Annotated in this window: 1 protein-coding gene; it reads left to right on the forward strand. The window is 35.0% G+C overall.

Features of this window, described 5'->3' with window-relative positions; translation table 11 throughout:
- On the forward strand, positions 1-197 hold a 197-nt coding region (locus tag NJT12_RS24930), incomplete at its 5' end, for a hypothetical protein (protein ID WP_271338807.1).
- Positions 198-334: the final 137 nt, after the last annotated feature.

Here is a 334-nt window from a genome sequence, read left to right on the forward strand (position 1 = left end):
GGAAAAAGATAAAACCTGAGGTTTTTAATTATTTATCCTCAGTAATTATAGATAATTATTATGTCCAAAGTAATGAAAATATTAAACGATTTAAGGATTTTAGAGTTTTAGTGGATATTTCGGTTCGATTTGTGCCAGTGATTTCGGTCGGACCGTGCCACCCATTTCGGTCAATTTGTGCCACTATTTCGGTTTGAATAGTGCCATTATTTCGGTTCGATTTGTGCCACTATTTCGGTTCAATTTGTGCCACTCGGTTAATAAGTCATAGTTTTCCGGTTCGATTTGTGCCACTTTGAAAGATCAAAATCAGCTACTATCTTGTTGTTATCTA

It is taken from the genome of Flavobacterium azizsancarii (assembly GCF_027980145.1).
GTDB lineage: Bacteria > Bacteroidota > Bacteroidia > Flavobacteriales > Flavobacteriaceae > Flavobacterium > Flavobacterium azizsancarii.